At 46.8% G+C, this 14,842-nt stretch carries 17 protein-coding genes; 16 read left to right on the top strand and 1 reads right to left on the bottom strand.

What is annotated here, in order from left to right; genetic code table 11:
• The first annotated feature begins 33 nt into the window (after positions 1-33).
• The 16 genes from K8U60_RS09455 to K8U60_RS09380 all read left to right on the top strand — a co-directional run bounded on the left by K8U60_RS09455 (position 34) and on the right by K8U60_RS09380 (position 14,093).
• Complete coding sequence (locus tag K8U60_RS09455) at positions 34-429, top strand: hotdog fold thioesterase (protein WP_223637706.1); 396 nt, start codon at positions 34-36, stop codon at positions 427-429.
• 233 nt (positions 430-662) lie between these two features.
• Positions 663-1,433, top strand: a complete 771-nt coding sequence (locus K8U60_RS09450) for a glucose 1-dehydrogenase (RefSeq protein ID WP_223637595.1) — start codon at positions 663-665, stop codon at positions 1,431-1,433.
• A 50-nt stretch (positions 1,434-1,483) separates the two neighbouring features.
• On the top strand, positions 1,484-3,052 hold the full coding sequence (locus tag K8U60_RS09445) for a long-chain-fatty-acid--CoA ligase (protein ID WP_223637591.1): 1,569 nt from the start codon (positions 1,484-1,486) through the stop codon (positions 3,050-3,052).
• Positions 3,053-3,078: 26 nt separating this feature from the next.
• On the top strand, positions 3,079-4,254 hold the full coding sequence (locus K8U60_RS09440; RefSeq protein WP_223637587.1) for an acyl-CoA dehydrogenase family protein: 1,176 nt from the start codon (positions 3,079-3,081) through the stop codon (positions 4,252-4,254).
• 28 nt (positions 4,255-4,282) lie between these two features.
• Entirely contained in the window at positions 4,283-5,047 is a 765-nt protein-coding gene (fabG, locus tag K8U60_RS09435) for a 3-oxoacyl-ACP reductase FabG (RefSeq protein WP_223637585.1), read from the top strand.
• A gap of 16 nt (positions 5,048-5,063) precedes the next feature.
• Positions 5,064-5,513: a MaoC family dehydratase N-terminal domain-containing protein gene (locus tag K8U60_RS09430; protein ID WP_223637583.1), complete on the top strand. Its 450-nt coding sequence runs from the start codon at positions 5,064-5,066 to the stop codon at positions 5,511-5,513.
• Positions 5,510-5,908 carry a MaoC/PaaZ C-terminal domain-containing protein gene (locus K8U60_RS09425; RefSeq protein WP_223637581.1) on the top strand — a complete coding sequence of 133 codons (399 nt, stop codon included), beginning with the start codon at positions 5,510-5,512 and terminating at the stop codon, positions 5,906-5,908. The genes K8U60_RS09430 and K8U60_RS09425 overlap by 4 nt, the downstream gene beginning before the upstream one ends.
• 35 nt (positions 5,909-5,943) lie before the next feature.
• On the top strand, positions 5,944-7,116 hold the full coding sequence (locus K8U60_RS09420) for a thiolase family protein (protein ID WP_223637579.1): 1,173 nt from the start codon (positions 5,944-5,946) through the stop codon (positions 7,114-7,116).
• Positions 7,117-7,121: 5 nt separating this feature from the next.
• Complete coding sequence (locus K8U60_RS09415; protein WP_223637576.1) at positions 7,122-7,538, top strand: acyl-CoA thioesterase; 417 nt, start codon at positions 7,122-7,124, stop codon at positions 7,536-7,538.
• A gap of 36 nt (positions 7,539-7,574) precedes the next feature.
• Positions 7,575-8,723, top strand: a complete 1,149-nt coding sequence (locus K8U60_RS09410) for an acyl-CoA dehydrogenase family protein (protein ID WP_223637573.1) — start codon at positions 7,575-7,577, stop codon at positions 8,721-8,723.
• 42 nt (positions 8,724-8,765) lie between these two features.
• The gene (locus tag K8U60_RS09405; RefSeq protein WP_223637570.1) at positions 8,766-9,629 is read left to right on the top strand and encodes a branched-chain amino acid ABC transporter permease; all 864 of its coding nucleotides are present in this window, start codon (positions 8,766-8,768) and stop codon (positions 9,627-9,629) included.
• Positions 9,630-10,640, top strand: coding sequence for a branched-chain amino acid ABC transporter permease (locus tag K8U60_RS09400; RefSeq protein WP_223637567.1), 1,011 nt, complete (start codon positions 9,630-9,632; stop codon positions 10,638-10,640).
• 13 nt (positions 10,641-10,653) lie between these two features.
• Positions 10,654-11,430: an ABC transporter ATP-binding protein gene (locus K8U60_RS09395; protein ID WP_223637564.1), complete on the top strand. Its 777-nt coding sequence runs from the start codon at positions 10,654-10,656 to the stop codon at positions 11,428-11,430.
• The gene (locus K8U60_RS09390) at positions 11,414-12,121 is read left to right on the top strand and encodes an ABC transporter ATP-binding protein (protein ID WP_223637562.1); all 708 of its coding nucleotides are present in this window, start codon (positions 11,414-11,416) and stop codon (positions 12,119-12,121) included. The genes K8U60_RS09395 and K8U60_RS09390 overlap by 17 nt, the downstream gene beginning before the upstream one ends.
• 86 nt (positions 12,122-12,207) lie before the next feature.
• Positions 12,208-13,401, top strand: a complete 1,194-nt coding sequence (locus K8U60_RS09385; RefSeq protein WP_223637560.1) for an ABC transporter substrate-binding protein — start codon at positions 12,208-12,210, stop codon at positions 13,399-13,401.
• Between the two features lie 116 nt (positions 13,402-13,517).
• Positions 13,518-14,093, top strand: a complete 576-nt coding sequence (locus K8U60_RS09380) for a TetR/AcrR family transcriptional regulator (RefSeq protein WP_223637558.1) — start codon at positions 13,518-13,520, stop codon at positions 14,091-14,093.
• Positions 14,094-14,133: 40 nt separating this feature from the next.
• On the opposite strand, the gene K8U60_RS09375 is transcribed toward K8U60_RS09380, so the two are convergent.
• The gene (locus K8U60_RS09375) at positions 14,134-14,661 is read right to left on the bottom strand and encodes a methylated-DNA--[protein]-cysteine S-methyltransferase (RefSeq protein WP_223637556.1); all 528 of its coding nucleotides are present in this window, start codon (positions 14,659-14,661) and stop codon (positions 14,134-14,136) included.
• Between the last annotated feature and the right edge of the window lie 181 nt (positions 14,662-14,842).

The following is a 14,842-nucleotide window of genomic DNA, read 5'->3' as shown; positions in this document are numbered from 1 at the left end:
AGGGGTTTTAAAATGGAAAAGGAGAGTGCCATGATGCAAATGAAACCGGTGGAAGAAACGATTGTAGGTGTTCTAGGAATTGAATACGTTGAAATCACCCCGGATAAAGTAGTAGCGACCATGCCCGTTCATGCAGCAACCCACCAGCCTTTTGGACAGCTCCACGGAGGAGCTTCCGTCGTATTAGCTGAATCGGTCGCCAGTGTGGGAACCTGGCATTTAATCGACCAGGAGAACGAAATTGCCGTCGGCTTAGAAATCAACGCCAATCACCTTCGCGGCAAACAGGATGGCCTAGTGAAGGCTACCGGCACACCCTTACATAAAGGAAGAACAACGATGGTCTGGGACATCAAGATTGTAGATGAAGAGGAAAAGCTTATTTGCATTTCACGATGCACCGTAGCGATTGTCAAAAAGAAAAAATAATCAGCAGCAATCCATTACTGTCGCCTTGAGGTGTGTAATGGATTTTTTTTAGATACAGAAATCGAAAAATACTGTTAACAAAATCTACTTGTTCATGTATACTGAATTTTAAGAAAACTAAAGCGCTTACATTCCTTTTATGTCTCCTGTCGTAAAAGGTTTTTTAAAAATATTAACATACCGTCCGTTCAGTATTAAGTACCGACCGTTCAGTATGTATAAGGGGCGAGGTAATGATGGATTCTTTATTTGACTTGACGGGCAAAACAGCTTTGATCACTGGAGGTGGAAGTGGCCTTGGCCGGAATATAGCAGAAGTCTTTGCAGAATACGGCGCGAATATAGCGGTCTGCTCCCGCAAAGTGAAAAATTGCCAAGAGACGGCCGATCAATTGGAAAGCCGCTTTGGCATTAAAGCCCGTGCTTATGAATGCCATGTGGGTGACGAGGAGCAGGTAAAAACAGTGGTTCAGTCGGTACTGTCCGATTTTGGCAGCATCGACATCCTGGTCAATAACAGTGGGGCAACCTGGGGAGAAGAGACGGAAAGAATGCCGCTGGATGCCTGGGAAAAAGTGATGAATGTCAATGTTACGGGTACTTTCCTCATGTCCAAGGAAGTAGGCGTGCATATGATCCGCAATGGCTATGGAAAAATCATCAATATCGGTTCGGTCGCCGGATTGAGAGCGGAACCTCCGGAAGTGCTGAATGCCATCGGTTACAGCACCAGCAAAGCGGCTGTCCATCATTTCACTAAAGATTTAGCACGTAAATGGGCAGGGCATGGATTGTACGTCAATGCTATCGCACCTGGATTTTTTGAAACGAAGATGACGCAGCATGTCATCGAAAAGCATACGGAGACGCTCGTCAATAAAAACCCGATGAAAAAATTAGGGGATCCGAGATCGCTTCAGGGAGCAGCGCTTTTCCTGGCGGGTGCTGCAAGTGATTACATAACAGGCCAAGTAATTGCGGTGGATGGCGGAAGTTCTTTATAAAGAGTTTTGATGAACCTTGAAACAGTATAGAAGGCTGAAGGAGGAAAAGTATGGATAGACCTTGGTTAAAGCATGTAGCAGAAGGAAATCCAAAAAGCATTGAAATACCGGATATATCGCTAGTGGAATTGTTCAAGCAGTCAACAGAAAAATATCCAGACCATACAGCGGTCAGCTTTTTCGAAAAGACTTATAGCTATAAGAAACTGGATGAGGCCATCGGAAATTTTGCGGAAGAACTTTACGGAATGGGCATCCGGAAAAATGATCGAGTGGCCATCATGCTGCCGAACTGTCCGCAATATCCCATCAGTTTCTATGCCGCACTTTCCTGTGGCGCAACAATCGTCCAGTTGAATCCGATGTTTCAGCCGGCAGAACTTCTCCACATCCTCAATGACTCGGAAACAAAAGCTTTACTCATACTGGATCGCTTAATGCCTTTGTTCGATAGCATCAAAGATAAGACTTCGGTCCAGCATGTAGTGGCCCTGGCTCTCGATGGCGACCTTGAAAAAGGTGGTCCAACCGGCAATAGGCCCCACATCTCGATAGAACCAAAAGAGGATGTAGCGGTTATCCAATATACAGGAGGGACAACCGGGCTTTCAAAAGGCGCCATGCTGACGCATCGGAATATTGTCGCCAATACTTTGCAAAGTGCCGCAACTTCGGAAATCAGGACTAGAAAAGGAGAAGAGAAAGTGCTGACCATCTCGCCTCTATTCCATGTTTACGGGATGACCAGCGGAATGAGTGTCACTTTTTATAACGGAGGCAGTATGATTCTGGTCCCCAAATTCGATGTTGGCCAAGTAGTGGAGCTGATCGAAAAAGAAAAACCCACTGCGTTTCCAGGAGTGCCTACTATGTATATTGCTCTGCTGGACTATCATCGCTCAAGAAAATTCGACTTGAGTTGTTTGGTATCCTGCAGCAGCGGGTCAGCTCCTTTGCCGTTGGAAGTGCTTGATCGCTTCAATGCAATCAGCGGAACAACCATCGCGGAAGGTTATGGATTATCCGAAGCATCCCCAGTAACGCACCGCAATCCGATTCAAGGTTTGCAGAAAAAGGGCAGCATCGGGATTCCCTTACCCAATACGGATTCGCGGATTGTCGATATCGCGACTGGGGAAGAGACCTTGCCTGTCGGTGCGATAGGCGAGTTGGTTGTCCGAGGCCCGCAAGTGATGAAAGGTTATTGGAACAGGCCGGAAGAAACGGCATCCGCAATCCGTGATAACTGGCTGTATACCGGAGATCTCGCGAAAATGGACGAAGATGGGTTCTTTTACATTGTTGGCCGGAAAAAAGAGATGATCCTGGCAAGTGGTTTTAATGTCTATCCGATCGAAGTGGAAAATGTCCTCTATCATCATCCGGCCATCCGCGAAGCAGCGGTGTTCGGGGTTCCGGATGAGTACCGTGGAGAAACGGTCCGAGCGGTTGTGGTCTTGGATGAACAAGCCACGGAAGAAGAATTGATCGCGTATTGCCGAACCCAGCTATCTGCTTATAAAGTGCCGGAAGCCATCATTTTTGCGGAAGAACTGCCAAAAACAGCTGTCGGGAAAATACTGAAACGTGCTTTGCAAAAACAATATGCCAATTTATAAATAAACAAGGAAATGGGGAGATTAGCATGCATTTACGTTTATCAGAAGAACAAACGATGGTCCAAAAAACGATACGCCGGTTTGTGGAAAAAGAATTGATTCCGCTGGAAAATGAAGTGCTGAAAAATGAAAGGGAAGGGCGTCCGAGCCTGGACCCCGGAAAAATGAAGGAATTGCAGAAAAAAGCAAAGGATTTTGGCTTTTGGGGCATCAACACTCCCGAAGAATACGGGGGATCGAATCTTGGGCAAATGATGCTGGCCATCGTTTTGATGGAAGTATCGAAAACTTTCGTGCCTTTTACATTCGGAGGATCTGCCGACAACATCCTTTATTACGGCAATGAGGAACAAAAAAAGAAATACTTGATCCCAACGATCAATGGGGAAAAGAAATCCTGTTTTGCAATGACCGAACCGGAAGCGGGATCCGATACTCAAAATTTGAAGATGACAGCTGTCAAAGACGGCAATGAATGGGTCTTGAATGGCGAAAAAACCTTTATCACAGGAGGCAATGAAGCTGACTTTGTTATGGTGATCGCCATCACAGACAAAGAATTGCATCAACAAACGGGCCGTTCCGGTGTCACCTGTTTTATCGTCGACCGGGAGATGGGCTGGAAATCCGAATACATCGATACGATGGGCGAATGGGGCCCCGCCGGACTGGTTTTCGACAACGTTCGTGTGCCGGAAGAGAATATTTTGGGCGAAATCAACGGCGGCTATAATTTGGGGCTGGAATGGATCGGCTTTGCACGTTGGGTGGTTGGAGCACGGGCTGTCGGGATGAGTGAACGATTGCTGCAGATGGCCATCGATTATTCAAAAGACCGCAAAACCTTCGGCAAGCCGATTGCGGAACGCCAAGCGATCCAATGGCCGATTGCTGATTCAGCAGTGGAAATTGAAGCGGCGAAATGGCTAGTGTTGAATGCGGCCTTCACATTGGACCAAGGGGAAGATAATCGCCATCTTGCGTCCATGGCGAAACTCTATGGGGCGAATATGGGCAACCGGGTTGTGGACCGGGTTCTTCAAATTCATGGAGGTATGGGCTATACAAGGGAATTGCCGATTGAACGTTGGTACCGTGAAGCGAGATTATGGAGAATTTATGATGGAACAGATGAAATCCAGCGCATGATCATCTCAAGGAATTTATTGAAAGGCCACATAAAAGTGGGGCAATCGGTTTAATCGAATGGGAGAAAAGGGAGGCATCTCAATGGGGAATTCATTTGAAGGAAAAACAGCGTTTGTTACAGGCGGCAGCCGGGGGATCGGCCGTCAGATTGCGCAACGGTTTGCAAGTGAAGGGGCAAATGTAGCAATCATCGACGTCAACGAAGAGGCGCTTCAGACAGTACAGGAAGAAATGAACGGGCAGGGCTATTCCATCTACACGAAAAACGCCAGTGTCACCGACAAAGAACAAATAGAGCAAGCGATGAAAGAAGTATTCGAGAAATTCGGCTCGATTGATGTACTCGTTAATAATGCAGGGGTCATTCGGGATAATATGCTGTTTAAAATGACCGATGAGGACTGGCTGACGGTTACAGACGTCCATTTAAAAGGGGCATTTTATGCGACACGTGCTGCGCAGCAGTACATGACCCAAAACAAATATGGCCGGATCATCAATATTTCCTCAACTTCCGCACTTGGCAATCGTGGACAAGCCAATTATGCGACAGCAAAAGCCGGGCTCCAAGGATTTACGAAAACCTTGGCAATCGAACTTGGAAAATATGGAATCACAGCGAATGCCGTGGCGCCCGGTTTTATCGAGACGGATATGACGAAAGCGACTGCTGAACGCATCGGTGTCCCTTTTGAAGAATTGATCAAAGCGAGTGTTTCCGCTATCCCGGTCGGCCGAAGCGGAAAACCGGAAGATATCGCAAATGCGGTCGCCTTTTTTGCAGATGAACGTTCCTCGTTTGTCAGCGGACAAGTCTTATATGTAGCTGGCGGACCGAAAAACTAAAGACGGAGGTGCACGTATGCTGAAAGAAAGCATTGGGAAACGTTCGGAAAAAGTGAAGAATACGATTGAAAGAGGGGCAGTCCGGAAATTCGCTGAGGCGATCGGCGACCCGGCACCTATTTATATCGATGAACAGGCAGGTGCTGCTTCGCGGTACAAACGAAACATTGCACCTCCTACGTTTCCGGTGACTTTTGATGCCGGAAAAATCGATGGATTAGATCTCCCGTCGAAAGGCTTGATCCACGGGGAACAGATTTACCATTACGAACGGCCGCTGTTTATCGGAGAAGATGTCTATTGCTGGATGGAAGTGAAAGATTATTACGAGAAAAGCGGCAACTTTGGAGAAATGGGATTTTTGGTCGTCATAAAAAAAGGGGAAAGTGCAGATGGTGAATTGTTGTTTACAGAAGAACGCATCGTCATCATCAACGAAGCCGCTAGAAAGGGGATGACGGTATGAACCGGATAACGGATTTTCAGGAAGGCGATAGCTTACCGCCAATTCAATTGGCACCTGTGACGCGTCTGGATTTGATCAAATATGCAGGCGCTTCTGGTGACTTTAACCCAATCCACACCATTGATGCTGAAGCTGAAGGAGCAGGATTACCCGGGATAATCGCCCATGGCATGTGGACGATGGGGAATCTGGCGAAAATTTTCACCCCTTACCTGGAAGAAGGGTTTATCCAGGATTATGCCATTCGTTTTAAAGGCATGGTTTTTCTGGAAGACGTCATTACGTTAAAAGCGACCGTTGTTGAAAAGAAACAGAGGCAGGTTATATTCCAGGTTCAAGCCGTCAATCAAAGCGATAAAGATGTGCTGAAAGGTGATCTTGTTTTCTTGTTGTAATTAGCGGCTTTTTTATGAAAGGGAGGCGAAGATCCATGGAAAGGGATGCAGTGATCGTATCGGCAGTAAGAACAGCAATCGGGCGGCAAGGCGGTGCTTTAGCGTCGGTCCCCGCTCATGTTTTCGGAGCGGAAGTGATCAAAGCGGCAATAGCGCGTGCGGGCATCGATGCGGCTGTTATAGATGACATTATTATGGGCAATGTCCTGAGTGGAGGAGGGAACATTGCCAGATTGGCGGCATTGGAGACGTGGCTTGGAATAGAGCTGCCTGGATTGACGATTGACCGCCAATGCGGCTCCGGCATCAACGCGATTAATCTTGCAGCGCAAGCCATCTGGGCAGGAGACGGGGATATCTTTGTAGCTGGAGGGCTTGAAAGCATGAGCCGCGCCCCTTATTTAATGGAGAAGCCTGAAAAAGCGTATAGCCCGGCACCGCCAAAATTCCGGAAATCCCAATTATCGCCAAAAGAAATAGGAGACCCACCCATGGGCATAACAGCTGAAAATTTGGCGGAACAATACGGCATCAGCCGTGAAGAACAGGACCGGTTTGCATTGGAGAGCCAAAAACGCGCTGCACAAGCAATGGAAGAAGGGCGTTTTGATGAGCAGATCGTGCCCATTCAAATCCCGGTTCGCAAAGGGGAGTCCATTGAATTTAAAGAAGATGAGCATCCGCGTCCCCAAACAACCCTGCAAGCACTGGCAAAATTGCCTCCAGCTTTTCTTGAAAACGGAACAGTGACGGCCGGAAGCAGTTCAGGTTTGAATGACGCCGCTTCAGTTGCAGTCATCATGTCCAGAGAAAAAGCGGAAGAGCTGGGTTTGAATGTTTTAGGAGTTATACGGGCTCAGGCTGTGGCGGGTGTTGATCCGAATATTATGGGCATTGGACCGGTTCCGGCAACACAAAAAGCTTTGAAGAAAGCGGAGCTGACTTTAGCTGATATCGATATCATCGAAATCAATGAAGCTTTTGCATCTCAAGTGCTTGCCTGCGATAAAGAATTGAAGATGGATATGGATAAGGTGAATGTAAACGGAGGGGCGATTGCACTCGGCCATCCACTTGGGGCGACTGGGGCCATTCTGCTGACCAAAGCGGTTTATGAATTACAGCGTTCTGGTGGAAGATATGCTCTCATTACAGCTTGCATCGGCGGCGGACAAGGCATTGCGACGATTATTGAACGGGAGGGGTAAGAACGTTGGAGAAGATACCCGATATTAATGTTTACGTCAGATTCTGCGAAACCGACGCCGGTGGCCATGTCAGCAACATCAGTTATTTCATCTATTTGGAAGAGGCGCGTTCGAAGTTTTTCCAGGCCATCGGTTTTACCGGCAATGAAAAAAGAGGCAATATCGACTTTATCGTCGCTTCCACAAGCTGTGATTTTTTGGTGCAGGCGTATGCAGGGCAAACTTTGGCGATTGCGACAAAAGTGGAGCGGATCGGTTCTAAGAGCTTTGAACTGGTCCACGAAATCTCCAACAACGAAACCGGTGGACGGATTGCTTTAGGACGGGCGGCGATTGTCTGCTTTGATTACCAGAAACAGCAGACCGAAAAGATTCCGCCAGTGCTCCGTGAGATGCTCGAAAGTTTTTTGGTGAAAGTTTAGGGCTGTTGCACAGCGTGAAAGAAAAGAGGGATGGAAATGGATTTCAACTTAAGTGAAGATATTCAATTTCTCAAGCGAAATATTCGTCTCTTTATCCAAAATGAAGTGGAAAAAGTGGCGATGCAAATTGAGGAAGACGATGAAATTCCAGAGCGGATCATCCAACTATCAAAAGAAATGGGATTATTTGGTTTGAGCATTCCGGAAGAATACGGAGGACTAGGCATCGATATGGTCGGGAAATGTGCACTTTATGAAGAAATCGGTGCAACACACAATGGCTACACGACTTTAATCGGAGGTCATACAGGAATAGGGACTGTCGGAATTGTTGAAATGGGCAATGAGCAGCAAAAGAGAAAGTATTTACCGGACATGGCTTCGGGAGAACGGCTCGGCGCTTTTGCATTGACCGAGCCACAAGCCGGATCGCATGCAACGAATTTGAAAACGACTGCCGTTAAAAAGGGCGATAAGTATATATTGAACGGCCTCAAGCATTATATTACCAACGCCACAAAAGCGGATGTCTTTACAGTGATGGCAGTAACCGAACCTGAAAAAGGTGCGAAAGGGATCACCTCATTCATTGTTGAAAAAAATTTTCCGGGTTTCTATGTAGGGGCAGTTGAGAAAAAGATGGGCCTTCACGGTTCCCATTCTGCGGAAGTCATTATGGAAGATTGTGAAGTGCCCATTGAAAACGTCTTGGGCAGCGAAGGACAAGGTTACGTCAATGCTTTGAAAATACTGGCGAATGGCCGGGCGGGGCTTGCTGCCAGAAATTTAGGGTCTTCCCAGCATTTGCTCGACTTATCCGTCAGATTCGCTAAAGAGCGTGTGCAATTCGGCAAGCCGATCATTGAGCATCAGGCTGTGGCTCATATGCTTTCTGAAATGGCGGTGGATGTGGAAGTGCTGCGGTCGTTTATGTATCGCGTGGCATGGATGGTCGACCAGGGGCAGCAAGTGATCAAAGAAGCAGCGATGGTGAAATTATTCGGTTCTGAAGTGTATAACCGCGTGGCCGACAAAGCGCTGCAGGTCCACGGAGGCATCGGCTATATCGCCGATTATCCGATCGAACGTTACTACCGTGATGCAAGAATCACCCGAATTTACGAAGGAACTTCTGAAATCCAGAAAAATATTATCGCGGGTCGTTTGAGCAAAGAATATTCTTAGCGGCTGATTCTGGCCAAAGTATAGGGAAGAGGAGGGAGAAAGATGGACTTATTTTTGCAGCAGGTTTTTAACGGGCTCACTCTTGGAAGCGTTTACACGCTTGTCGCTATTGGTTTAACGCTGGTTTTCGGCATTTTGCATATCCCGAACTTCGCGCATGGTGCGCTGTATTTAGTGGGTGGCTACGTTACGTTGATGGTGATGTCAGCCACGGGCGTCCATTATTTTATTGCCATCATCGCCTCGATCGTTGTTGTAGCGGTATTGGCGGTTCTGATGGAGCGATTGGTGTTTCATCCGCTCCGAAATTCACCGCCAATTCACGACAAAATCGCCGCCATCGGATTGGTGCTGTTTTTTGAAGCCCTGGTCCAGCTTGTGTGGGGCACTGAATACCTGCGCATGCTGACGCCGTTCGACAACAATATTTCTGTGGCGGGCGTGTCGATGACCAGCCAACGGATTCTGGTGATTGCCGTTACAGTGGCTGTCGTCTTCCTACTGACCTTGTTTTTGAAAAAAACCATGATGGGCGCCTCGATTCTGGCGATGGCGCAAAATCGGGAAGGGGCCTTTCTTGTCGGCATCAATGCCAATAAAGTGGCCATGATGACATTCGCGATTTCAGGGGCCTTGGCTGCAATTGCTGCTTCTCTCGCTTCTCCTATTAACCTGGTATTCCCGGCAATGGGCCATTTGGTCATCTTAAAAGCTTTTGTGGTTGTCATTATTGGAGGGATGGGCAGCATTCCTGGAGCCATCATTGCAGGGCTTGTCCTCGGATTGACTGAAAGTATGGGTGCAACTTATATTTCGAACGATTACAAAGACATGATTGCGTTTTTATTATTGATCATCATCATGACCGTCCGTCCTAAAGGCTTGTTCGCAAAGGGGGTCTATTAAGTGGATAAAATTTTTAATCACCGTACCCTTATCGCTTTATTGGTTGTCTTTGCTTTGGTATTTCCACTGATTTATGCAGATAACCGCTATGTGCTGCATGTCATGACCATCGGTTTCATTTTCACGATCAGTGTCTATGGGATGAATATCATTGCCGGTTTTACGGGTCAGCTGTCTCTGGCGCATGCTGGATTTTTTGCCATCGGCGCCTATTCACTGGGGATTTTGACGACACGAACGGAAATGAACTTCTGGCTGGCGCTCCTGTTGGCGGTTTTGATCACTAGTGCGGCAGGCTTGTTGCTGGGCGCTATTGCGCTTCGGACAAAGGAACATTTTTTCGCTATCTATACCTTGATCGTCGGCTACCTGATTTACCTGCTGATCGATAAATGGGACGGCTTGACGGGCGGGATCCGTGGGTTGATCGGCATTCCGATCCCCGATCCAATCGGGCCCTTGAACTTCGAGTCGGCCACTGCCATGTATTATCTGGTTCTGTTTTTCCTCTTATTGTCCATTTTCATCGCGGTTCGCATTGTCCGCTCCCTGACAGGCAGAACGTATATTGCAATCCGCAACAGCGAGGAACTGGCACAGACACTCGGCATCAATACAAAAGTGAACAAGTTGATTTCGTTCGTGATCTCAGTAGCTTATGCCGGATTGGCAGGTGCTTTATACGCTTCTCTCACACGGTTTATCGGCCCGGATGTTGCAAGTACGAATATGGTCTTCAACTTTTTGATGTATTTGATTGTCGGAGGGATCGGAACACTTTCCGGCCCTCTCGTCGGAACCATGCTTTTTGTCTGGTTGGAACAATTCCTGAGAAGTTATCAGGAATACCATCTATTGATCTTTGGTCCGATTCTGGTCATCATGGTCATTTTCTTTCCAACGGGAATTGTCGGCGGTTTTTACCGGATTAAAGCGAAGCTCCAACAGAAGAAAGTACCGAAGGACAATAAATATTTCAATCCAGTTCCGGCGAAATCTACAAAAAAATAGAGGGGGGTTCAATGTGGCGTTTATTGAAGTGAAAGGAATCACTAAAAAATTTGGAGGCCTGACTGCTGTCGACAGTGTGGATTTTGAAATAGAGGAGGGCAAGATCACCGCGATCATCGGTCCAAACGGAGCGGGGAAATCCACTTTCTTTAATTTGATCAACGGTTTTCATAAGCCGACATCGGGCAGTATCTTGTTTGAAGGAAAAGACATTACGAAAATACCCGTGCACAAAGGTGCTCATCTTGGAATCGCCAGAACGTTTCAGACCACACATTTATTTGAACAATCGACTGTCATTGACAATGTCATCGTGGGGCATCGGTTGCGGACAAAATCGAATTTGTTCGATGCGATATTCCGGACGCGCCGGGAAAAACAAGAGGAAGACAAGGCATATGAAATAGCGATGGCGTCTTTGGAATTTGTCGGAATGGCACATTTAGCGGATACGCCGGTATCGACCATCACCCAAGAAGCGAAAAAAAGGGTGGCGATTGCTTTAGCACTTGCGACGGGTCCGAAAGTGATGTTCCTCGATGAACCGGCTGCCGGCATCAATCCGGAAGAAACAGACGGGCTGGCGCAGCTGATGAAGAAAATAGCAGCCAGCGGAATTACGGTTTGTACAATCGAACACAAGATGCAGATGATCATGGGGATGGCTGATAAAATCATGGTCTTGAATCAAGGCGCAAAGATTGCGGAAGGTACGCCTGATGAAATAAAGAATAATCCTGTGGTCATCGAAGCTTATTTGGGGGGCGAAGCGATTGCTGAAGTTAACTGACGTAACAGTAAGGTTCGGAGCATTCCAGGCACTCAGCAATATCAACATCGAAGTGCAGGAAGGTGAATTGGTGGTGTTGCTCGGAGCCAATGGCGCCGGAAAGAGTACGATTTTTAATGCCATTAGTGGACTGAATAAACCTGCAGTAGGCGATATTCAATTTTTAGGAGGGAGTGTCAAAGGCAATTCGCCTGACCGAATGGTGAAAGTCGGCGTTGTCCAATGCCCGGAAGGAAAAAAGCTGTTCCCGGATATGACAGTCCAGCAAAATTTGATGATGGGCGGCTACGTCCATCGCGGCAAAAAAGCACAATTGAAGAGTTCGTTGGAAGAAGTTTATGAACTGTTTCCAATTTTAAGGGATAAGAAAGATGATTCAGCAGGCTCTTTAAGTGGAGGGCAGCAACAGATGCTTGCGATCGGCCGGGCATTGATGTCCAAACCGAAGTTGATCATGCTGGACGAACCCTCCATTGGGCTCGCGCCGTTAATCGTGGAGCAGATGTTTTCCATCATCCAAAAAATCAACAGGAGTGGAACAACCGTGCTGCTCGCAGAACAAAATGCCAATGCCGCTTTGAAGATTGCTGACCGCGGCTATGTGATCGAAAATGGCACGGTTGTTTTGAAAGGCAGCAGTGCAGAATTGTTCAATAATGATGCGATTCGGAAAGCTTATATCGGAGCTTAACGGATGAGAATAGGCATTTAAGGAGGTGAGACACCGCTGCTCGGGTTGCTGATATAAAAAATCAAGATAAAAGGGGAGATAACTTTATGCACTCATTAAAAAAAATTCTGTTTGGCGGATTGTTGCTGCTATTGATTTTCATTGTTTCAGCTTGTGGGAATGACGATGCTTCACCGGAAGCGGAGAGCGGCTCGAGCGGTTCAGGTGGAGAGATCACCATCGGCTATAGCGGACCTTTGAGTGGCCCCGCTGCAACATACGGGGAAGAAACTTTAAAAGGATTGGAAATGGCTGTTGAGGATATCAACGAAGAAGGCGGAATCGAAGTGGACGGACAGAATTATACGTTTGCTGTTTCCACTTTGGATGATAAGTACTTGCCGAACGAGACTGCGGCCAACGCCAAACGTCTGGTTCAGGAAGAAGATGCAAAGTTCATCTACAGTCCCCATAGCGGCGGGATTTATGCCATGCAAGTATTTAATGAAATGGAAGACTTTGTGATTATGGGATACACGAGCGAGCCAGGAGTGACAGCCCAAGGAAACTCTTTGAATGTCCGCATCCCCCCACGTTATGATCAGTATTTAGAACCTTTTACTGAATATGAGATGGAACGTTTCGGCGAAAAAATCGCATTTCTTCCAACTGCGAGCCAATACGGAAAAGATTGGTCTGAAATGCTGCAACCGGTATGGGAAGAAAAAGGCGGAGAAGTGGTCTTTAATGAATCCATCGATTTCAGCAAAGACACGGATTTCCAAACTATTGTTGCGAATGCTTTAGAGCAGAATCCGGATGTCATGTTTATCGGCGGCCCATCTGAACCTACTGCACTTGTAGCAAAGCAGGCACGCGACCTTGGGTTTGAAGGCGGTTTCTTGATTATGGACCAAGCGAAACTGGATGAAATGGCTGCGGTGCTCGGCGGCGATTATAGTTTGCTTGAAGGAGCGATCTCGACAACACCACTGGTCAATTCAGAATTCCCTGGTACTGCTGAATACGTTGAAAAATACAAAGAAAATAACGATCGGGACCCAAGTGCGGAGTCTGCGTTCCATTACGTTTCTTTGTATGTATTAGCGGAAGCGATGAAAGCAGCCGGATCAGTGGACGATACAAAGGCCATTATGGCGGCGATGGACGAGGGCGCCAAGAATCTCCCGGAGGACAAGCAAGTTTATGTGATTCCTGAAGTGGGAGAAGACGGGGGCTTTGGCTCGATGCTTCGTGTTTCTTACATCGAGGATGGCGAACTGGTAGTGGTTGGTGAATAACACCGAATGTGGGGGAGTACAGCCTGTACTCCCCTTTGCTTTATATTTATGAATGGAGGCAAAAGAAATGTTATAATACGACAAGGCTTTTAAGACTAAGAAAGGCAGTGGGCTGCATGAAAAGCGAATTAATCAAACAAAGCATCAATCTTTTTGTAGAGAAAGGATTCAGTGCCACTTCCATACAAGATATTGTCGATACCATCGGCGTAACAAAAGGCTCTTTTTATTACCATTTCAAGAGCAAGGAAGCGCTTTTAATGGATATCCATTCCCATTATATCGACGATCTGTTAAGAAGGCAGAATACTATCCTGGACACGGAAAAAAGCCATAAAGATAAATTGATGGCAGTGGTCGAATTGATCATTGGCGATATCGAAAAACAGGGAGCAGTTGGCCGAGTGTATTTTCGGGAAATTCGCCATTTAAAAGAAGAAAATGCAGCAATAATCAGGGGGAAACGGGCAGCTTTTCGGGATAATATCGAAACCTTGCTGGCAGAAGGCATTGAAGCGAATGAATTTAGAAAAGAGCTGCAGCCAAAAATAATTACATTTGCCATTTTAGGCATCACGAATTGGAGCTACCAATGGTTTAATCCGGAAGGCAGCTTATCGGTGAAAGAGCTTTCCGCCATGTACACGGATTTCATCTTGTATGGCATTCATTCTTCCGGCGCATCCAATTGAAAACGTACCCCCACTTCAGCTGCTGAAGTGGGGGTTTTCATTACTCTTCTTTAAGGTTTTGGGTTTCCAGGTCAAGCAAAAACCGTTTGAAGTCAAGTCCGCCTCTGTAGCCGGTCATGGTGCCGTTCTTGCCGATGACACGGTGGCATGGAACGGTGATGAGCAACGGATTAGCACCGATTGCTGTGGCTACTGCACGGACGGCTGATGGCCTGCCAATGTGTTCAGCGATGTTGGAATAGGAAAAGGTCTGTCCGTATGGAATCTCTTTTAGTGCCCGCCAGGTCTGTTGCTGAAAAGGAGTCCCTTGGACATCGACAGGCAAAGAAAAGGTCTGCTGTGACCCTTCCAAATATGCAGTCAATTCCTGTTTATATCCTTCCAACAAGCGATCATTCTTCTCTAATGAAGCTGAAGGGAAACGCTTTTGAAGATAGGCCGTAAACTCTTCGAAGCTTTTACCGGGTGAGCCGATGTAACATAAGCCCTTTTCTGTTTTCGCAATGTATAGCTTCCACTGGCCATGTTCGATGATCGACCAATAAATAACGGGTTGTATGCCAGTCATGTTTTTCACCCTTTCCGTTAAGTTGAGCGCCAACAAAAGATCTTGGAATTTATGCACGCTGCGTATTCCTTTTAACCAACTATAAAATAAAATGTTGCAGAAAGAAAAGCAAGAGGATGAAATTTTTGAAGAGGGATGGTTTTCAGTTTTAACATTTGCCATCCGGGAATAAGAAAATTAA

Source organism: Planococcus circulans (assembly GCF_020023385.1).
Lineage (GTDB): Bacteria > Bacillota > Bacilli > Bacillales_A > Planococcaceae > Planococcus.
Note: the sequence above shows the minus strand (reverse complement) of the source record. Positions and strands in the feature narration are given on the sequence as shown.

Excerpts from the sequence above, each read along its gene's own strand:
- K8U60_RS09445 (WP_223637591.1), top strand. The coding sequence starts at position 1,484 with ATGGATAGACCTTGGTTAAAGCATGTAGCAGAAGGAAATCCAAAAAGC.
- K8U60_RS09410 (WP_223637573.1), top strand. The coding sequence starts at position 7,575 with ATGGATTTCAACTTAAGTGAAGATATTCAATTTCTCAAGCGAAATATT.
- K8U60_RS09385 (WP_223637560.1), top strand. The coding sequence starts at position 12,208 with ATGCACTCATTAAAAAAAATTCTGTTTGGCGGATTGTTGCTGCTATTG.
- K8U60_RS09450 (WP_223637595.1), top strand. The coding sequence starts at position 663 with ATGATGGATTCTTTATTTGACTTGACGGGCAAAACAGCTTTGATCACT.
- K8U60_RS09420 (WP_223637579.1), top strand. The coding sequence starts at position 5,944 with ATGGAAAGGGATGCAGTGATCGTATCGGCAGTAAGAACAGCAATCGGG.
- K8U60_RS09405 (WP_223637570.1), top strand. The coding sequence starts at position 8,766 with ATGGACTTATTTTTGCAGCAGGTTTTTAACGGGCTCACTCTTGGAAGC.
- K8U60_RS09430 (WP_223637583.1), top strand. The coding sequence starts at position 5,064 with ATGCTGAAAGAAAGCATTGGGAAACGTTCGGAAAAAGTGAAGAATACG.
- K8U60_RS09375 (WP_223637556.1), bottom strand. The coding sequence starts at position 14,661 with ATGACTGGCATACAACCCGTTATTTATTGGTCGATCATCGAACATGGC.
- K8U60_RS09380 (WP_223637558.1), top strand. The coding sequence starts at position 13,518 with ATGAAAAGCGAATTAATCAAACAAAGCATCAATCTTTTTGTAGAGAAA.
- fabG (WP_223637585.1), top strand. The coding sequence starts at position 4,283 with ATGGGGAATTCATTTGAAGGAAAAACAGCGTTTGTTACAGGCGGCAGC.
- K8U60_RS09425 (WP_223637581.1), top strand. The coding sequence starts at position 5,510 with ATGAACCGGATAACGGATTTTCAGGAAGGCGATAGCTTACCGCCAATT.
- K8U60_RS09455 (WP_223637706.1), top strand. The coding sequence starts at position 34 with ATGCAAATGAAACCGGTGGAAGAAACGATTGTAGGTGTTCTAGGAATT.
- K8U60_RS09440 (WP_223637587.1), top strand. The coding sequence starts at position 3,079 with ATGCATTTACGTTTATCAGAAGAACAAACGATGGTCCAAAAAACGATA.